Annotated in this window: 17 protein-coding genes; 5 read left to right on the forward strand and 12 right to left on the reverse strand. The window is 42.6% G+C overall.

The genetic code is table 11. From position 1 onward, the window contains the following. Positions 1-70: 70 nt before the first annotated feature. From AC4PHB_RS09670 to AC4PHB_RS09720, 11 genes are all read right to left on the reverse strand, one after another. The gene (locus tag AC4PHB_RS09670; RefSeq protein WP_492136226.1) at positions 71-382 is read right to left on the reverse strand and encodes a peroxiredoxin family protein; all 312 of its coding nucleotides are present in this window, start codon (positions 380-382) and stop codon (positions 71-73) included. A gap of 18 nt (positions 383-400) precedes the next feature. Continuing rightward, positions 401-532 carry a hypothetical protein gene (locus tag AC4PHB_RS09675; RefSeq protein ID WP_492136227.1) on the reverse strand — a complete coding sequence of 44 codons (132 nt, stop codon included), beginning with the start codon at positions 530-532 and terminating at the stop codon, positions 401-403. A gap of 109 nt (positions 533-641) precedes the next feature. After that, positions 642-872, reverse strand: coding sequence for a hypothetical protein (locus AC4PHB_RS09680; protein WP_492136228.1), 231 nt, complete (start codon positions 870-872; stop codon positions 642-644). A gap of 100 nt (positions 873-972) precedes the next feature. Further along, the gene (locus AC4PHB_RS09685) at positions 973-1812 is read right to left on the reverse strand and encodes an IS3 family transposase (RefSeq protein ID WP_492137765.1); all 840 of its coding nucleotides are present in this window, start codon (positions 1810-1812) and stop codon (positions 973-975) included. Next, the gene (locus AC4PHB_RS09690) at positions 1812-2168 is read right to left on the reverse strand and encodes a transposase (protein WP_492135739.1); all 357 of its coding nucleotides are present in this window, start codon (positions 2166-2168) and stop codon (positions 1812-1814) included. Before AC4PHB_RS09690 ends, AC4PHB_RS09685 begins: the two co-directional genes overlap by 1 nt. A gap of 81 nt (positions 2169-2249) precedes the next feature. Then, positions 2250-2495, reverse strand: a complete 246-nt coding sequence (locus AC4PHB_RS09695) for a hypothetical protein (protein ID WP_492136229.1) — start codon at positions 2493-2495, stop codon at positions 2250-2252. A gap of 5 nt (positions 2496-2500) precedes the next feature. Continuing rightward, a complete protein-coding gene (locus AC4PHB_RS09700) occupies positions 2501-3514 on the reverse strand; it encodes an ABC transporter ATP-binding protein (RefSeq protein WP_492136230.1) in 1014 nt (337 codons plus the stop codon). Beyond that, the gene (locus tag AC4PHB_RS09705; protein ID WP_492136231.1) at positions 3507-4706 is read right to left on the reverse strand and encodes an ABC transporter ATP-binding protein; all 1200 of its coding nucleotides are present in this window, start codon (positions 4704-4706) and stop codon (positions 3507-3509) included. Before AC4PHB_RS09705 ends, AC4PHB_RS09700 begins: the two co-directional genes overlap by 8 nt. 7 nt (positions 4707-4713) lie before the next feature. Further along, positions 4714-6480 (reverse strand): ABC transporter permease, encoded by a 1767-nt coding sequence (locus AC4PHB_RS09710; protein WP_492136232.1) that lies wholly within the window; start codon positions 6478-6480, stop codon positions 4714-4716. A gap of 15 nt (positions 6481-6495) precedes the next feature. Beyond that, positions 6496-7482: an ABC transporter permease gene (locus AC4PHB_RS09715; protein ID WP_492136233.1), complete on the reverse strand. Its 987-nt coding sequence runs from the start codon at positions 7480-7482 to the stop codon at positions 6496-6498. Positions 7483-7596: 114 nt separating this feature from the next. Then, positions 7597-9927, reverse strand: coding sequence for an ABC transporter substrate-binding protein (locus tag AC4PHB_RS09720; protein WP_492136234.1), 2331 nt, complete (start codon positions 9925-9927; stop codon positions 7597-7599). Positions 9928-10291: 364 nt separating this feature from the next. On the opposite strand from AC4PHB_RS09720, the gene AC4PHB_RS09725 reads away from it, so the two are divergent. The 4 genes from AC4PHB_RS09725 (at position 10292) to AC4PHB_RS09740 (ending at position 14254) form a co-directional block, all read left to right on the forward strand. Next, positions 10292-11281, forward strand: coding sequence for a macro domain-containing protein (locus AC4PHB_RS09725; protein ID WP_492136235.1), 990 nt, complete (start codon positions 10292-10294; stop codon positions 11279-11281). A 104-nt stretch (positions 11282-11385) separates the two neighbouring features. Continuing rightward, positions 11386-12039 carry a vWA domain-containing protein gene (locus AC4PHB_RS09730; RefSeq protein WP_492136236.1) on the forward strand — a complete coding sequence of 218 codons (654 nt, stop codon included), beginning with the start codon at positions 11386-11388 and terminating at the stop codon, positions 12037-12039. A 101-nt stretch (positions 12040-12140) separates the two neighbouring features. Next, positions 12141-13346 carry an MFS transporter gene (locus AC4PHB_RS09735; RefSeq protein WP_492136237.1) on the forward strand — a complete coding sequence of 402 codons (1206 nt, stop codon included), beginning with the start codon at positions 12141-12143 and terminating at the stop codon, positions 13344-13346. Positions 13347-13429: 83 nt separating this feature from the next. Continuing rightward, entirely contained in the window at positions 13430-14254 is an 825-nt protein-coding gene (locus tag AC4PHB_RS09740) for a ZIP family metal transporter (RefSeq protein ID WP_492136238.1), read from the forward strand. A gap of 32 nt (positions 14255-14286) precedes the next feature. Here AC4PHB_RS09740 and AC4PHB_RS09745 read toward each other — a convergent pair whose 3' ends face one another. Beyond that, positions 14287-15162: a LysR family transcriptional regulator gene (locus tag AC4PHB_RS09745; protein ID WP_492136239.1), complete on the reverse strand. Its 876-nt coding sequence runs from the start codon at positions 15160-15162 to the stop codon at positions 14287-14289. Positions 15163-15321: 159 nt separating this feature from the next. Between AC4PHB_RS09745 and AC4PHB_RS09750 the strand changes: the two genes are divergently transcribed. Further along, entirely contained in the window at positions 15322-16341 is a 1020-nt protein-coding gene (locus AC4PHB_RS09750) for a YeiH family protein (RefSeq protein WP_492136240.1), read from the forward strand. Positions 16342-16344: the final 3 nt, after the last annotated feature.

Here is a 16344-nt window from a genome sequence, read left to right on the forward strand (position 1 = left end):
ACGGTCCCCAGTGGCAGGAATTGTGTCTATTTATATCTAATTCCTGCCAAAAAGGACCGTCCCCGGTGGCTTAAAGTGAATCTATTAACCCCAGTATTTCATCATTCTCCGGGATGTCCTGCATCGAGTGGCCATAATGCACGTATCGCAGCATTCCTTCCTTGTCCACCAGCATTTGTGCAGGCATTCTGCCCAGCTTAAACAAGTTGACCTTTTGCCCGTAGAGCTTTAACACTTCATGATTAGGATCTGGGATGCCATAGAACTCAAGTTCATTATTCTTCCAATACTTTTCGAAGCTTTCCTCATTTTCAGGTCCGATTGCCACAATAACCGTGTCTTTTTCAGCGAATTTATAGTAATCTTGATGCAACTGCATCATATGCTTTTGGCAGTACATTCATACAAAACCTCTATTTAGAACGATAAGTACATTTTTATCTCCTTTGAAAGCAGAAAGCTTGAATATATTACCTTTAAAGTCCTTCATCTCAAAATCTGGTGCTGGCTTTTTTACTTCTACGCTTGCCATTATCCAATTCCTCCCTATATAACTATTGTCTACCTGTTCCTCTGTATTATACCCATCTAGTGGATCTCCAATAAAAAGACCGCTTGGGTATTCCCAAACGGTCACAGCTTCATCCAATGGATTTGATTAGATATATTAGTATAGCAGCTGCAATAAATACTACAGTTAAAACAGTCCTGATCTTTTTCTTAGATGCAGGATCTATCCCACCATAGCCGCTGCCCTCCAGCTCACCCTTACAAAAGGGACACTGCCTCATGTGATCTAGGACATCCCTATCGCAATGAGGACATTTCACAAGATGCTTTTCAAATCGTTTTAGTTTGTCTTTATCATCCATACTAATACCTCTAAGTTTAAAATTTCTTAAGGGACATTGGGGACGGTTTGGCATGCTACCTTAAAGGTTTACTATTTGGGTACGGTTAATTTTTTAGTTTTTATGCAGATAATTGTTTTTCTTTGAATATGCCAGGAGGATATCCACCAAGTTTCTTCTGAGGTCTGTCGTATATATAGTATCTCATATAGTCTTCAACTATCTCAATGACTTCGTTGATATCCTTGATCCTTCTACTCATTAGATGAATAGTTTCGCTTTTAAAGTGACCGAAAAAGCTTTCTGCTTTAGCATTATCCCAGCAATTGCCCTTTCGTGACATGCTCTGTTTAACATTCAACTCTTTTAGAAGATTGACATACATCAAGCTAGTGTAATGGACACCTTGATCGCTATGAATGATACTGCCAGATAGGTCGAACTTCTCGGAAAGTGCCTTTATTGCATTTAAGCTAAGATATTTATCCTGAGTATCGCTTATATTCCAGGATACAGGTTCATTATTGTACAGATCGATTACTGTGCAAAGATAAATCATCTTTCTTCTTGTTGGTATATATGTTATATCAGTTACAAGCTTTTTGCCAGGTACGGCTGATGAGAAATCACGTTGGAGTAAATCTTCTTTGATAATGCTTTGCTCTCTGGTCCTTTTGGACTTCTTTGTGAGTATTGATGAAATCTTTTTCTCTCGCATTATTCGTAGTATCTTTTTATGGTTCACATTGAGATGATATATGTTTCTTAAGTCATCCTTGATGGGCCTGTAGCCTTTTCTACGACCTGATTTCTTGTGGATAAGGAGAATCAGTTCTTCTATCACTTTATTTGAATCTGAGGGCTTAGAAGGATTCCTCTTGTAGTTGTAGTACGATGCTTTGCTTACTCCGGCTATTTCACAAAGAAGCCATATGGGGTATTTGTACTCAAGACTGAGTATTACTTCGTATTTTGCTTCACGGGTTCTTTTTTTTTAAGAAATGGTTTCAAGGATTCAAGACCCTCAAGGTACTCTATACGAGCCTTAAGGATCTCTATCTCATCTTCATAATGTCTTTCAAGAGGAGTCCTAGTGTCATTTCTAACGATTGACTCCTTTGATCTGGCAACTGACTTCTCCTGCTTTGTAGAGTTTGGAGGAAGAAGTCCTTTGTCAATGAGTTGTTGTTCCCAATTATTGATGTAGTTTTTTGAAGGAAGATTGTACTTCATTGCAATAGCTCTGACACCAAGAGAGCTGCTGTAGTAGTCAAGGACAACGGATAATTTGAATTCATCAGAGTATATTTTATTCAAAAGGAACACCTCCTAAGTTTAGTATATCTTACCGTCCCTAAATGGTAAACTTAAGAGGGTCCTTGCCAGTTCTTTTTGTCCCTAATTCAGCCAGAATTTCAATGAGAACATGATGAACAGGAAAAAGGCAAAGACGAACACAAGTGCAATAGCGAGTCCCGCTCCCACCGCATATTTCATCAGTGTGAACATTTCACGCTTGCTCATAGGCTCATTGTCGCCGACGAACTGTCCTGCCGGCTCCTTTTTCTCCTTCACATACCAGGGTGCACCTTCAAAATTCATGTCGGCGACTACCCTTCCATCGTCCTCAAAGTGCTTCTTCATAAAAACTACTCCTTATTATAAAGGTGGCAAGCCACCTTATGCCCCTCTTCTATCTCTTGCATCAATGGAACCTCTCTGCTGCATACATCCATTGCAAACCTGCACCTAGTGTGGAACTTGCACCCTGAAGGCGGATTTGCTGGTGAAGGAATGCTCCCCTCAAGGATGATCCTCTCTGCCTTGAAGTCCGGATCCGGTACAGGTATGGCACTGAAAAGTGCTTGTGTATATGGGTGCAGCGGATTCCTGAATATCGATTCCTTGTCAGCGTACTCAACCAGATTCCCCAGATACATTACCCCTACCGTGTCTGAAATATGCTCAACTACAGACAGATCGTGGGATATGAAAAGATATGTCAGATCATACTTTTCCTGAAGGTCCTTCAGAAGATTTATGATCTGTGCCTGGATCGATACGTCAAGCGCTGAAACAGGTTCGTCGCATACTATAAACTCAGGGTTAAGAGCCAACGCCCTTGCTATACATATCCTCTGTCTTTGTCCGCCTGAAAACTCATGAGGGTACCTGTCCTTATGGTATTCCTGAAGTCCGCAGTCCTTCATGATACGTGTGATGTACTCATCGAATTCTGCCTCAGGCACCAACTTCTTTTCCCTGACTGCCTCTCCGATGATCTCTCCTACCGGCATCCTTGGTGAAAGACTTGAATATGGGTCCTGGAATATGATCTGGATCCTAGGTCTTAAGGCTCTAAGGTCTCTTCGATTAAGATCGTGGATCTCTATTCCGTCAAACTTTACTGAGCCATCTGTTTTATCTGTCAACCTAAGTATCGTCTTGCCAATTGTCGTCTTCCCGCAGCCCGACTCCCCAACAAGGCCCATCGTCGTACCTCGCTTTATGTCGAAGCTTACGTCGTCAACTGCCTTCACATAACCCTTTACCTGGGAGAACATGCCTCCGGAAATCGGATAGTATTTCTTGAGATTCTTGACCTGGATAATGCTTTCACCATTTTCTTCTGCTAGCTCGTCATATCTTACGGCCTCACTCATTGTTCTCCCTCCTTCCAGGCATGTATTGGTAGCAGGCTACCTTATGTGTACCGCTCATCTGGTACGTTGGAGGATATACTCCCTCACAGGCCTCGAAGGCCTTGTTGCATCTGTCCTTAAAGTAGCAATAGTTAGGCATATCTATCGGATTAGGAACTGATCCGGGTATGCTGTAAAGCCTATCTACCTTCTTGTTGCTGCTTGGCTTGGATTCCATCAGTCCAACAGTGTATGGATGCTTCGGCGAATGGAATATCTCCTGGGCCGTTCCCTGTTCAACAACTCTTCCAGCGTACATTACGACTACATAATCCGCCATTTCAGCGATTACGCCAAGGTCATGGGTAATAAGCATGATGCTAGAATTTATCTGATCCTTAAGGTTTCTCAATAGGTCCATGATCTGCGCCTGGATAGTTACGTCAAGCGCTGTCGTTGGCTCGTCAGCGATGATAAGTTTAGGAGTACAAGCCAGTGCCATAGCGATCATAGCTCTCTGCCTCATACCGCCCGACAGCTCATGGGGGTACATCTCGTAGACTCCCTCAGCGTTGGCGATACCTACCATCTTGATCATCTCGATGGTCCTGGCAGTCACCTGATCCTTGTTCATCTCAGGATTATGTAGCTCGATGACCTCGTCGATCTGCATTCCCACCTTGAAAACCGGATTAAGGCTTGTCATTGGCTCCTGGAATATCATAGATATCTCATTGCCTCTTATCTTCTGCATCTTTTCAGTAGGCATCTTAGCGATGTCGTATACCTGATTGTCCAGGTTGAAACGGATTTCACCGTCTACGATCTGACCCTGAGGTCTTTGCACCAGCTGCATGATAGAAAGAGAGGTTACGGATTTTCCGCAGCCTGACTCCCCGACGACTCCAACAGTCTTTCCTCTAGGTACGTCAAAGGATACTCCGTCCACTGCCTTAACGATTCCGATATCAGTAAAGAAATAGGTGTTCAGGTTGTCTATCTCTAGGATATTATTGGGATTCTTCATAATCGTCAAATACTCAGACTCTGGAACGTCCTTCCTGTTCCTTATCCTCTCTAATTCGTCTGTTATCTTCCGGTTTTCCCTTGATATCTTTCTCAATTCCTTGGCCGAAAGGTAGTTTACATTCCTTACCGTCTTCCCATTCTTGCCGTTTAGTATTTTATCCATAAGGTTTTTCTTATTGTCCATTTCGCACCTACCGTTTCATCTTGGGGTCAAAGGCATCACGCAGGCCATCGCCTACGAAGTTGAAGCCAAGGACCGTCAACAGTATAAGAGTACCTGCTGGTATCCAAACGAACCAGAAATTAGTCATTTCATAGGCTGTGGACACGCCGCTTATTATATTTCCCCAGGATGCCAGCGGAAATTTTACGCCCAGCCCCAGGAAGCTCAAAGTTGATTCATAAAGTATTACAGAGCCAAGTCCCATTGTTGCAAAAACAATCAGCTGTGGAATTACGTTTGGTACAAGGTGCTTGAATATCCTTCTGGATACTGATATCCCCGTAGCCTCAGCAGCTATCATAAACTCCTGTTCTCTAAGTGAAAGTATCTGACCTCTTACCATCCGTGCTATACCAGGCCAGCTCATGATACCCAAAATAAACATCAAGAAATAGATCCGAAGCTGCGGCGCAACCTCCATAGCATCCATTATGGATCCCAGAATTATCAACAGAGGCATGAAAGGTATACAGTTGAATACGTCAACTATACGCATTATCAGCATATCGATCCATTTGCCAAAGTATCCTGCAATACCGCCCATGATGACTCCAAGAGCTGATTCCAAAAGAACTACGATAAATCCTATGGTAAGAGATATCCTGCCGCCGTACATAAGCCTTGTCATAACGTCCATACCATGCTTGTCAGTACCTAGCCAGTGCTTTGCTGACGGCTGCTCATGGATGGATATAAGGTGGGTCTGAGTATCCGCCTTTACAGTATAAAGGTTATTGATCCTCGATACCTGATACTCTACATCTACACCCTCTTCGTTCTTGAACATGAAGGATGGGTGGTTTCCCTCTATGGCATCACTTAATGCTTTCTTAAATTCAATTGTAAGGAATACGTCCGGTGATGCCGGCTGTATAGCAAGATTTGAAAGCAATGCATACTCCTCATCACCTTTATAGATTACTGCCAAATTGTCCTCTTCCTCGATCCTGTAATCGACGCCATCGGCAGAGAATGTAAATACGCCATCTTCTCTGAAGGCCTTTTCTGCTGCATAGGTAAACTCATAGCCAAGGATTTGGGTTGGTACAGCAGGATCGAAGATGTTTTTTGACTCTATTGCAGCATCTCCTGATCTTCCAAGGACATATTCCCTGCCGCTCTGGACTATTGTATAAAGCTCGCCATCGAGGCTGAATTGACCAACATTTCCCAAAACTGACTCAGTAGCTGCTGCATTCAATTCCGGAGAGATGATTTCTCCATCGATTCCATTAATTGCAACAAGTCCTCTGAAGTTTGTTATCTTAGCTATTGGTGCCGAAGTAACTATCTTATAAAATTCCTCGCCCTCTTCAACTATGTGATACTCCTGGCCTCCTGAGGTAAAGGTTGTCTTTCCGCTGTTTCTTGCCAGTATGAATGCTGAGTGGGCTGAACTTGAATACTCCATCCCTTCAACTACTGTATATCTGTAATCGTCATTGTAGGTGATACTCGCATATTCCTTGGACATGGTTCCCACATACTTGAAGACCTGAGTTTCTTCATAAGGTGTCACCAACCCTCCGATAAAGGAGAACACAAACATAAACGCAATTATTATCAAACCTATTATCGCAAGTCTATTCCTTATAAATCTCTTTACAACAAGCATCCCTGGAGACAATACCTTAACTCTCTGTTCATCCCCAAGACTTCCGGATGTGCTCACATGACTCTTAGCGATATTCTCATCTTTTTCTTTCATTACCAGCTCTTGATTTTTCTCAGTCACGTAAAATCACCTCCATCAGTCTATTCTGACTCTTGGATCCACAACTGCATACAGAATGTCTGCAATAAGTGTTCCCAACAGCGTCAGAACTGCTAAAAACACCATGTAAAACATGGTAAATGGTATGTCGCCGCTTACCATGGCAAGATATCCCGTGTAACCGATGCCTGGTATCTGGAACAAAGTCTCTGTAATTAGAGCACCAGCAAACAGGCCCGGCAATGATCCACCCAATATTGTTACTATTGGGATCAAAGTGTTTCTAAAGGCATGGAAGTTGATAACTCTCTTTTCAGAAAGTCCCTTTGCCCTTGCCGTTCTAATAAAGTCTGAGTTAAGGACCTCTAGCATGTTGGTCCTTGTGTATCTCATAAGGCTTCCTATTCCAATAATGGTCAGTGTCATAACTGGAAGGACAAAATGGCTTGCCACGTCCATGAACTGTCCAAAGGAATCCAGAAGCATATAATTTCTTCCCACCTTGCCGTACAGATCGAACCATCCCAGCCATACCGAAAAGATAAGCTTAAGAACTGTGGCAAAGAAGAAGGTAGGGAGAGAAATCCCCAGTAGTGCCACTACAGTTACTGCATAATCTGTTCTGCTGTATTGTCTTTTTGCTGCAAGTATCCCAAGGGGGATCGAGATTATGACCTGAAGCACAAATGCTATTGAACCAAGTATAAATGAATCCCAAATTACTGATGCAAATTTCTGGGTCACTGGTACGCTGAATGCCCAGGAATCTCCGAAATTACCTCTTATTGCGTTTGACAGCCACTTAAAGAATCCAGGCACTATACCTATATCCAGACCATAAGCTGAATTAAGCTGTGCGAGCCACTCGCTGTAGGGCTTGGAGTTTGGTCTCATAGAAAGCATCCTTGCCTGGGACTCGACATATGATGTTGGAATGCTTCTCATTATGGTATAAATTATCAGCGATACAAAGAATAGGAGCACCGCTGATATCAATAGCCTCTTTAATATGTATTTGCGCATTTGATATCCCTCGTTTTCCGTTAAATAGTTAGCTGGTTAATACGCCACCCCAATAAATTACCTGATGGCGCAACATGAGCCCACAATTGTGGGCTCATGCTTAACCATCGACTGCTATTTCATTTCCAGAAGCTCTAGGTCGTTCATCCATCCCCAGTAAGTCGTTATGTCTGGTGTTACTGTATCCATGTTGATTCTTTCTGGGCTGAAGATTACCAAGTTCTGTCTTTGATAAGTCGGGATTTCTACTCCCCAGTCAAGGATTATGTCAAGAGCTTGCTTGTAAACTGCTTTTCTGAACTCTTGATCCGGGCTCTTTCTAGCTTCGATTATCAATCTGTCAAGCTCGGCGTCAGCTATGTTGTAGCTGTTGCTGTCAGTTCCACCAAGGCCTTTACCGTTTGAGCTATGGTATACCTGATACATGTCTGGGTCTATTGTTGAGCCCCATGCAGCAGTCCACATCTCATGTGTATTGGCATCCAATGTATCCCAAAGAACGTTAGTGTCAGCAGGGTCATTGATTGTAAGAGTTATGCCTATCTTCTCAAGTGATGTCTTGGTGTCAGCAAGTATTGCAAATGCAGGGTGATCACCAATTCCATCAGCAGGAACGATTATTTCATACTCAAGGTCTGCTCCAGCTGGAGCTGCAGTAAACTTGCCAGTCGCTTCGTCAAATGTGTATCCTGCTGCCTTGAAGAATCCAACTGCTGCCTCAAGAGCTGCCGCATACTTGTCCTCAGCTACCATGCTCTCGGTGTAGATGTCGTTTCCGTCTACGTCCTTGGAGTATGCTACTGAGTAGCCTGGATCAGATTTTTGTGGAGCTGCCCAGGAAGTACTTGATATCGGATAGTTGATTACAGATGCAGCGTCGCCATAGTAGCTGTCGATAGCAACGTCTCTGTGAACTGCAAATACAGTTGCAAAGCCTTTTCTAAGGTTCTTGCTCGCTTCAGAATCCTGTTCCCCGCCGACGTTCACAGTCTTGGAGTTGATTCCGATGTAGCCATAACCCAGGTTGTCAACTGATACAGCTGCGATCTTATCGCCTACTGCTTCGCCGTTTGAGTTGTAGGACTTCAATTCATCGAACTTAGCTTTTGATCCTGAAGGATTAGCAAGGTCTATTACGCCTGTACCAACACCGGCGATCATTTCACCGTCAGTAGTTTCTTTCAATTGTACATATTTAGTCTTTGGTGCGCCTTTGTAGTAGTTTTCATTTGCTTCGTAGTAAACTACCTTGTCCTTGTATTCAACAAACTTGTAAGGACCCGCTCCCATTGGGTTGCTTGTTTTAGCTTCGATAGCTGAAAGGTCGCCTCTTGTGAAGCCGAACTTATTGTTGTCATAATCATACATATCTTCGCTTCCATAGTAGTGCATTGGAGCTACCTGGATTCCGCAAATTGTATAGACTGCGGATGCATCAAAGCCCTTGGATTTAACTTCCACTTCATATTGTCCAAGTTTTTTGATACCTTCGATATTTGGTACCTCAGTACCATCTGATGCAGCAAGTTTTTCTTTAAGAACCATCTTGCCTACTTCGCCTTCGATATCACCAGCAAAATAGCCTTCGCTTCCGCCGTAGTTAGCTCCAAGTGTTTTCCAGTCGTCGCCATACTGAGCGATTACATCTGAAAGCACTTGTGCCTCGTCAGCAACTGCTGCTGCATCATAGTTTGCATCCTTAGCATAGAAGAATGCAAATAAGTCCTTAGCAACTGGATATTGGTCTGTATAAGTCTTGTAGTTTGGATCTCCATAGATGCTCTTAACCCAGTCAAGCTCGTCAGTCAGGACTCCACTTACGAAATCGGTCATAAATGCCTTCATTTCGTCAGTTGGGTTTTCCATAGCTGCTGCAAGCTCCTCAGGAGTTACTGCCAGCTCTTCAGCTTTGGAGTTGTTTTCTCTGTAGTTTGTCATCCCGATTATCGGGAATGAATAGAAGGTGGTTGATCCGGTATAAGTAGGATCTGAATATACATAATAGTTGAATATTATGTCGTCGGCATCCATCTCTTGTCCGTCGCTGAACATTACGCCTTCCTTAAGCTTGATGTTGTAAGTAGTTACGTCAGCAGCCTCATCATAGTCAACCTTGATGTCTGCAATCCCTGTGTACTCGTGATCTGTCCCCTCGAAGCCGACTTTTTCGCCCTCGATTGCGTTGTACACGATCCCTCCCACTCTGTCAGTAGTAAGAAGTGATACTTGAGTCATGGTAACAGCGTCCATGTCGTATGCTGTTGTAGCAAAGAATGGACTGAACTTCTGGCTGAATGCTGCATAACCTACTACCAGCGGTGTGTCGTTTGCCGGTGTTTCAGCAGGAGTCTCGACAGGAGTCTCTACTGGTGCTTTAGGCGCGCATCCTGCCAACATGGATATTACCATAACCATTGCCAGCATTAGAACTAATACCTTTTTCATTTTCTTCCTCCTTTTTTTTAGAAACTAGCTGTCAGGTAGTCTGGTGAAGAAATTAGCTCCACAAGCTGCCACAGCCTACGATGATTAAAAGCTTTGTCTAATTTTACCACAATTTTGAATTTTGTTAAACCTCAGTTTATATAGTTTATGGAACAGTTTATAATTTGTCATGCTTACTTTTTTGATACAAATGTTTGAAATTTAACATTTCCACCCTGTAAATGAATTTGCAATTAAAAAAAGTCAGTGCAATAATTATACTTTTAAATAGTCCCTAGCTGTACCGTATTCATTGTTCTTAGTATTTATATTCAGTTTGGGTATCATAAGGATATGACTGCAAAGCTTATAAGGGAGGATAGATATGCCGTTTGAAATAGTAAGGAACGATATAACCAAAATGGATGTGGATGCAATAGTAAACGCCGCTAATTCCAAGCTTAAGAAAGGCGGGGGAGTCTGCGGAGCAATATTTGACGCTGCCGGCGAGGAGAAAATGAAAGCTGCTTTAGAGGCTTACAAGAGCTGTGAAGCCGGTGAAGCTGTAATAACAGATGGCTTCGATCTTCCTGCCAAATACGTGATCCACACGGTTGGACCTATATGGGAGGGTGGAACAAAGGGGGAGGAAGGTATCCTCCAGTCTTGCTACAGCAACAGCCTGAGACTTGCTCAGGAAAAAGGACTTGAAACCATAGCCTTTCCCTTGCTATCATCGGGAGCCTTCGGTTACCCAAAAGCCAAGGCACTTCAAACTGCAATCAGCTCCATTAGTGAATTCCTGATGGAGAGTGATATGACTGTATATTTAGTCGTATTCGATAAAAAAGCCTTCTCCTTAAGCGGTAAGCTCTTCAGGGAGGTAAAGGCTTATATCACTGACAGCTACGCTGAAAGAGCTATGGAAGGTACGATATTATCCAGTTACAGAAGCAGAGATTTTGAGCTTCTGGAGTATTCAAGACCAGTTCTTGAGGAATCCCCGATAGAGCTAGAGGAGTTTGTGAACAACCTAGACACCTCCTTTTCACAGATGCTCCTCAATCTTATAGATAAAAAAGGACTGACTGATCCCGAGGTATATAAGAAGGCGAATATCGACAGACGACATTTTTCAAAGATAAGGAACAACCCAAGCTACAAGCCCAGCAAGAACACAGCCCTTGCTCTATGCGTTGCACTTGAGCTTAACCTTGATCAAGCCACAGATCTATTGAGAAGGGCAGGCCTGGCGCTCTCTCCAAGCAACAGGTTTGACATGATCGTACAGTATTTTATTCAAAATGGGAACTACGATATCTTTGAGCTGAACAGCATACTGTTCTATTTTGAGGAGAGTACGCTTGGAGGTTGATTCATTTAGTAATTTGTCGCTTGCCATGCGACCACCGGCATCCCCAAAATTGATATCCTTAAATCAGGAAGATAAATACTGAGATAACAGAGGAGGATATCATTATGAAAAAAGGATTGGTCGAGCTGGTATTTATTTTAGACAGAAGCGGTTCAATGAGCAGTCTTGAGACCGACACCATCGGAGGCTTCAACTCCATGATCAAAAGTCAAAAATCAGTAGATGGAGAGTGTATAGTGACTACGGTCCTTTTCGACGACCGCTACGAGCTTCTGCACGATCGGATCAACCTTAAGGGGATCTCGCCTCTTACGGAGAAGGAGTACTATGTAAGGGGCACAACCGCGCTTCTGGATGCAGTGGGAAGGACGATAAATAAGATCGCCTCAGTCCAGAGAAATACAGCCGAGGAGGAAAGGGCAGAAAAGGTACTGTTTATAATAACTACAGACGGCTATGAAAATGCAAGCAGAGAGTACTCCTACGATAAGGTCAAGGCTATGATTGAGAAAGAAAGAGACAGATATGGATGGGAGTTCCTTTTCCTTGGAGCAAATATCGATGCACTTGAGACGGCGGAAAAATTCGGGATTTCCAAGGACAAAGCCGCAGATTACCATGCCGACGGGGAAGGCACCCGTGTTACCTACCAGGCCATGGATCAAGCCGTCAGGACACTCAGAGAGCAAAAGACCATGGATAAGGACTGGAAGAAAAAGATCGACGAGGACTATAAGAGCAGAAAGAAAAAATCATGATTTTGTAAACCAGCTGACGCTTCAGCTGGTTTTTCATTGTGGGAAATTACTTTAGATGTTAGAATGTATAGGTACTAAATATAACGAAAATGGTGACCATCATGAAAAACAAATTAAACCTATCATATACATCCGTACAGGCAGCCTACTGCATGCTATTTGCAGTGGTGTTGAGCTTTTCGTCGGTATATCTTCTTCCAAAGGGCTATACCAACACAGAAATCGGTACCATATTGGCTATGGTAAACATCATATCCGTATCTCTGCTTCCCTTCTTTGGCGATGCTGCCGACAGGTCCAAAAAACTGTCTCTTGCTCAAATCACCGGAATTTTCTCGTTTGTACTGCTGCTTCTAATGGCAATGCTGTTCCTGTTTGAGTCAAGATCTGTCATGTTGACTATTATTTTCGTGGTACTTGGCGGCCTTATGGTATCACTGTCTCCGATCATAAATTCAATTGCTTTCCAGTACAGCAGCTTCAACAACCCAATAAATTACGGGGTGGCCAGAAGCGGAGGCTCCATAGCTTACTCAGGCATAAGCATGGTACTGGGATATCTTGTTTTTACCTTCGGGACCAATACGATCCCTTCAGTAGGGATCGCTGTTCTAATTATGCTATTATTATCTCTTTTCGCTACCGAGAAGCTCTATAATAGCGGCATAGCATTGTCACCTGATGAACATGGAAGCGCCAAAGCATTAAAGCTTGACGAGCCCATTTCGCTTATCACTTTTGCAAAAAGAAATAAGATGCTGTTTGTTTTCTCCTTGGGAACTCTATTGGTATTCTTTCAAAACGCCATAATAAACAACTATTTGTTCCAAATCATTGCACCTATAGGCGGTACCAGCAGCGATATGGGGAGGATCTTCTCATTCATGGCTATTCTGGAGCTTCCCGGACTGTTCTTCTTCAATAAAATCAATAAAAAAATAAGCTGTCAGACCATGCTTAAGATATCCTCTGTTGCATTCATACTCAAGATATTTTTTACCTATACTGCCAAATCCGTAGGATTTATATACCTTGCATTTATTTTTCAGCTAATATCCTTCCCCTTCTACCTGGCGTCCTCAGTCCATCTTGTGCATGAGCTGATGGATAGAAGAGAGGCAGTAAAGGGGCAGTCGCTGATTTCAGGTATGATGACTCTAAGCGCAGTGTTTGCAAGCCTCTGGGGAGGTATGGTATTAGATTCAAGCGGTCCATCGCAGCTGCTGCTTCTAAGTACAGTGCTATGTATTGCCGGATCATTGATAGTTCTAACTACAGTTGGACGATTAAACAAAGAGGTTAATTAAAAAAATTATCTAATCATTTATCAAATAAGTAAAATGGGTATATTGGTATGGTAATTCAACTTATTCCAAGGGGGAAAACTATCATGATAGATTGGCTAAGCAGCATGTCTCACGTTCAACAGGCATTGCTTGCAACTCTTTTTACATGGGGAGTTACCGCATTGGGTTCTGGTCTTGTATTCTTCTTCAAAACCATAAATAAAAAGGTCCTGAATAGTATGCTGGGCTTTGCATCAGGTGTTATGATAGCAGCCAGCTACTGGTCCTTACTAGCTCCAGCAATCGAAATGGCGGAGGAGCTTAATCAGATTGCATATATCACCGCAGCCAGCGGGTTTCTTGCAGGAGGAGGGTTCCTTTACTTAGTAGACAAATTACTTCCTCACCTTCATATGGGCCTTGAAACAGATGATGCAGAGGGGATAAAAACAAACTGGCAGCGAAGTATCCTACTGGTCTTAGCCATAACATTACACAATATTCCGGAAGGATTGGCAGTGGGAGTTGCATTCGGTGCAGTCGCGGCTGGCATAGGTTCTTCTGCATCATTAGCCAGTGCGGTTGCGCTGGCAATAGGAATTGGGCTGCAAAATTTCCCGGAGGGAGCAGCAGTATCTATCCCTTTAAGAAGAGAAGGACTAAGCAGAACAAAATCCTTTTTATATGGACAGGCATCTGGTATTGTTGAACCCATAGCAGGGGTAATTGGAGCCTATACAGTTGCAAAAATCCAAAATCTATTGCCCTTTTCCTTAGCCTTTGCAGCAGGGGCGATGATATATGTAGTTATTGAGGAATTAATTCCTGAGGCTCAGCGAGAGGAAGGCGGTTCCAAGACAGATGTTGCGACTCTCGGATCATTACTTGGCTTTACAGTCATGATGATCCTGGATGTAGCTTTAGGATAAGTACACAAAAAAAATGAGGGGTTCTCTCCCCTCTAGAAGTCTTCCTTCATCAGTTTTTCATAAAAGGCTTCATTTCTATTTTTCATAAGGCTATTGCTTGGATATATAAAGTACAATGGCCTCTCGATGGAATAATCCTTAATAGATAGATAGCATAGCTCCCCTTTCTCGACCTCCTGCTTAGCAACCTCCTCGTACATGAAAGAGATCGCATCCGAAGTGCTCAATACTTTTTTTATGACTCCAAAGCTGCTTATCTCGTAGACCTTGGATGCAGAAAGTATTGAGTCATTATTTTGATACAGATAATTTTCATATATCTCCCTTGTCCCGGAGCCCTCTTCTCTTAGAATCAATGGATATTCATGGATTTGAGATATCGATGCCTCCACACCCTCTAATGGATGTCCCTTCCTTGCTACAGGAAGGAACCTTGTGCTGAAGAATTCATAGAAATGAAACAGCGACTTATCGAATATTCCCTCAATAAATGCACAGTAAAGCTCATTATTAAGCAACATATCAATGATAGACTTGGTATTCTTTACGGTAAGTGATACAAGCTCATCATTATTTGCAAGATAGGAGCTTAAATAGGGCGGCAAATAATAGTCTGCAATGGATAGAGTAGCTCCGATCTTGATCGGTGTTTCGATCTTCTTGATCTGATTAATGAGCTGCTCCTCATTGGCGATCTGAAAATTGGCATAGTTATAGAGTGCTTCGCCTTGAGCCGTCAACTTCACTGATTTCCCGCTGATATCGATCAGACTGCAGCCGTAATACTCCTCCAGCTTTTTTATATGCTGGGTCACTGCAGGCTGGGTCAAGTTCAAATGTGCAGCTGCCTTCGTATAATTCTTGTATTTGGCAACCTCTAAAAATGTAAATATCCTAGGATCAAGCATAATTTCCACCATCCTCTATCAAACGATCATATATCTAAGTGTTTTGACTCACCCTTATCATAACATATATTTATCAATAATAATAAATCATAATTTGTAATTATACTCCTTCTCATATAGAATCATCCTATAACATCAAATGGTAAGGAGTGGATAGATTTGAAAAGATTACACAGTTATATGCCTGGATTTGCATTAAGCCTATTGATAGCAGTACTTGCAAGATGGGTAGAGAATTTATTGCCGATACACCTTATTGGGGCTTCTGTAATTGCTCTATTTATGGGAATGTTTGTAAACCAAGCATTCAAGTCAGGACAAAAGTTTGAAGCCGGACTTAAGTTCACCTCTAAAAAGATCCTCAAGCTTTCAATAATACTACTGGGAGCCTCACTAAGCATTGGTACTATACTAACAATTGGCAGGATGTCGCTGACCGTAATGCTTTTTACCCTGTTGACCTGCTTTGGCGGTGGTTATTTTGTCGGCAAATTGCTTGGATTGGATTGGAAGCTTTCAAATATGATATCGGCTGGAACCGGAATATGCGGGGGTTCGGCTATTGCAGCCATGGCTCCTGTGATAGAGGCTGAGGATAAGGACATAGCCTATGCCATATCTGCTACTTTTCTATTTGACATGGTCATGATAGTCTTGTTTCCAATAATGGGACGAGCTATAGGCTTAAGTGACATAGCATACGGCTTGTGGGCGGGAACTGCAGTAAACGATACTTCAAGTGTAGTCGCTGCCGGGTACGCATTCAGTGAAGCAGCGGGAGATTTTGCAACTATGGTCAAGCTTACCCGTACACTTTCCATCATACCGACTGTGATGGTGTTCTCACTGATAAATGCAAAATTGAAGGCCAAAAAGGCAGAACTAACAGATCAAAAACAAATCAAAGTCAGTATCACGTCACTGTTCCCATGGTTCATCCTGGCCTTTATAGGCATGTCAGTATTAAACAGTATAGGCCTTTTCTCAACTTCCTTATCTGCCAGCTTAAAGGATATAAGTAAGGTTCTAATGACATCCTCTCTTGCAGCAATAGGAATGAGCACTGATTTTAGCGAAATGAAAAAATCCGGGATCAATCCTATGATCCATGGATTCATAATATCTGCATTAGTAGTTATTGTAGCAATAACAGTAGAGTATTTTATGGGAATAGTATAGAAC

This window comes from Gudongella sp. QWL-04 (assembly GCF_058683975.1).

Bases quoted from the DNA above. Each gene is read 5' to 3' on its own strand.
- AC4PHB_RS09670 (WP_492136226.1), bottom strand. From the start codon at position 382: ATGATGCAGTTGCATCAAGATTACTATAAATTCGCTGAAAAAGACACG.
- AC4PHB_RS09675 (WP_492136227.1), bottom strand. From the start codon at position 532: ATGGCAAGCGTAGAAGTAAAAAAGCCAGCACCAGATTTTGAGATGAAG.
- AC4PHB_RS09680 (WP_492136228.1), bottom strand. From the start codon at position 872: ATGGATGATAAAGACAAACTAAAACGATTTGAAAAGCATCTTGTGAAA.
- AC4PHB_RS09695 (WP_492136229.1), bottom strand. From the start codon at position 2,495: ATGAAGAAGCACTTTGAGGACGATGGAAGGGTAGTCGCCGACATGAAT.
- AC4PHB_RS09700 (WP_492136230.1), bottom strand. From the start codon at position 3,514: ATGAGTGAGGCCGTAAGATATGACGAGCTAGCAGAAGAAAATGGTGAA.
- AC4PHB_RS09705 (WP_492136231.1), bottom strand. From the start codon at position 4,706: ATGGACAATAAGAAAAACCTTATGGATAAAATACTAAACGGCAAGAAT.
- AC4PHB_RS09715 (WP_492136233.1), bottom strand. From the start codon at position 7,482: ATGCGCAAATACATATTAAAGAGGCTATTGATATCAGCGGTGCTCCTA.
- AC4PHB_RS09720 (WP_492136234.1), bottom strand. From the start codon at position 9,927: ATGAAAAAGGTATTAGTTCTAATGCTGGCAATGGTTATGGTAATATCC.
- AC4PHB_RS09725 (WP_492136235.1), top strand. From the start codon at position 10,292: ATGCCGTTTGAAATAGTAAGGAACGATATAACCAAAATGGATGTGGAT.
- AC4PHB_RS09730 (WP_492136236.1), top strand. From the start codon at position 11,386: ATGAAAAAAGGATTGGTCGAGCTGGTATTTATTTTAGACAGAAGCGGT.
- AC4PHB_RS09735 (WP_492136237.1), top strand. From the start codon at position 12,141: ATGAAAAACAAATTAAACCTATCATATACATCCGTACAGGCAGCCTAC.
- AC4PHB_RS09740 (WP_492136238.1), top strand. From the start codon at position 13,430: ATGATAGATTGGCTAAGCAGCATGTCTCACGTTCAACAGGCATTGCTT.
- AC4PHB_RS09745 (WP_492136239.1), bottom strand. From the start codon at position 15,162: ATGCTTGATCCTAGGATATTTACATTTTTAGAGGTTGCCAAATACAAG.